The organism is Streptacidiphilus sp. MAP12-16 (genome assembly GCF_041262165.1).
Taxonomy (GTDB): Bacteria; Actinomycetota; Actinomycetes; order Streptomycetales; family Streptomycetaceae; genus Streptacidiphilus.
In genome coordinates, this window is the sequence record NZ_JBGCBY010000075.1 from 1 (window position 1) to 2,264 (window position 2,264).

The 2,264-nt window shown below is 69.4% G+C and carries 1 protein-coding gene; it reads right to left on the reverse strand.

The genetic code is table 11. The features are described from left to right. Nucleotides 1-2,264: type I polyketide synthase (locus ABIA33_RS37995; RefSeq protein WP_370088806.1), on the reverse strand; the 2,264-nt coding region annotated here is incomplete at both ends.

A 2,264-nucleotide genomic window follows, 5' to 3' on the forward strand; every position in this document is an offset into this window, starting at 1 on the left:
CCGGCGCCTGCTCAATGATCACGTGCGCATTCGTACCGCTGAACCCGAACGACGACACCCCAGCCCGCCACGGCTCACCCGTCACCGGCCACGGCTGCGCCTCAGTCAACAACTCCACCGCACCCGACGCCCAATCCACATGCGGCGAAGGCTCGTCGAGGTGGATGCTCTCCGGCAGGACGCCTCGGCCCAGGGCCAAGACCATCTTGATCACGCCCGCCACGCCCGCCGCAGCCTGGGCGTGGCCGATGTTGGACTTGATGGAGCCGAGCAGCAACGGCCGGTCCTCGGGACGGCCCTGGCCGTAGGTCGCAAGCAGGGCCTGCGCCTCGATGGGGTCGCCAAGGGTGGTGCCGGTGCCGTGCGCCTCCACCACATCGACCTGATCGCTCGTCAGAGACGCATTCGCCAACGCCTGCCGAATCACCCGCTGCTGCGACGGACCATTCGGCGCCGTCAAACCATTACTCGCACCATCCTGATTGATCGCACTACCCCGCACCACAGCCAACACCGGATGCCCATTCCGCCGCGCATCCGACAACCGCTCCACCAACAACATCCCGACACCCTCAGAGGGCGTGAATCCGTCGGCGGCAGCCGAGAACGGCTTGCATCGGCCGTCGGAGGCCAGACCCTGCTGCCGGCTGAACTCGACGAAGGTGCCCGGGGTTGACATCACCGTGACGCCGCCGGCCAGGGCCAGCTCGCACTCGCCCGCGCGCAGCGACTGCACCGCCAGGTGCAGCGCCACCAGCGAGGCGGAGCACGCCGTGTCCACCGTCATCGCTGGGCCTTCGAGGCCGAACGCGTACGAGACGCGGCCCGAAACGACGCTGGCCGCAGTACCGGTGGCTACGTGACCCTCCACCGACTGCGCGGCACCGGCGAGCAGACCGAGGTAGTCCTGGCCGTTGGTTCCGGCGAAAACAGCGGTCCGGCTGCCGCGCATCGACAGCGGATCGATGCCGGCCCGCTCGAACGCCTCCCAGGACGTCTCCAGCAGCAACCGCTGCTGCGGATCCATCGCCAACGCCTCACGCGGCGAGATCCCGAAGAAGGCGGCGTCGAAGCGGCTGGCGTCGTGCAGGAAGCCACCCTCCCGGATGTACGAGGTGCCCTGGTGGTCGCGATCGGCATTGAAGATCGCGTCGAGGTCCCAACCGCGGTCGGCGGGGAACTCCGACAGGGCGTCACCAGCGGCGACCAGGAGCTGCCACAGGTCCTCCGGGCTCTGCACGCCACCGGGGAAGCGGCAGCTCATGCCGACGATGGCGATGGGCTCGTCGTCGGTGGCCGCCCTGACCGCGACGGGGGCGGCGACGTTCGCCCCAGCGCCCGAGATGGACTCGTCCAGGTGGCGGACCAGCGCGGCGGAGTTCGGATAGTCGTAGATCAGAGTGGCCGGGAGCTTGAGACCGGCAGCGGCACCGAGCCGGTTGCGCAACTCGACTGCGGTCAGCGAGTCGAAGCCGAGTTCCTTGAAGGCCCGGCCGATCTCGACTGCTTCCGGTCCCGGGTAGCCGAGCGCGGCCGCAACATGGGACGTGACCAGGTCGAGCAGGATGCGCTCGCGCTCAGCGGGCGAGACACCGCTGAGCCGCTCGGCGAGTGCACCACCCGCAGTCTCCACGTCAGCACCGAACCCACTGCTCTCCAGCACCCTGACGGCCTCGGGCACTTCGGACAGCAGCGGACGTGCACGGCCCGCGGTGAACGCGACCGTGAAGCGCTTCCAGTCGATGTCCGTGACCGTCAGCGTCGTGTCGCGATGGTCCAGCGCCTGCTGCAGAGCGGTTATCGCGAGGCCGGGTGCCATCTCCAGGATGCCGTGCCGTCGCATGCGCTCACCGACGCCGCCCTCGGCCATGCCTCCCTCGCCCCACGGTCCCCAGGCCACCGAGGTGGCGGGCAGTCCGTCGGCCCGCCGGCACTCGGCGAAGGCGTCCAGGAAGGCGTTGCCGGGCGCGTAGTTGCCCTGGCCTGGCGCGCCGAAGGTAGCCGCGAAGGAGGAGAAGAGGACGAACGCGGACAGGTCGAGTTCGCGGGTCAGCTCGTGCAGGTGCAGCGTGGAGTCCATCTTGACCCGGAGCACACGGTCGAGCTGGTCGATCGTCAATGCCTGGATCACCGCGTCGTCGAGGACTCCGGCGGTGTGCATCACTGCGCTGAGGGGTGTTTCGGTGGGTATCGAGGCCAGCAGGTCGGCCAGAGCGTCGCGGTCGGCCACGTCGCAGGCCGCGATGGTGACCCGGGCGCCCAGC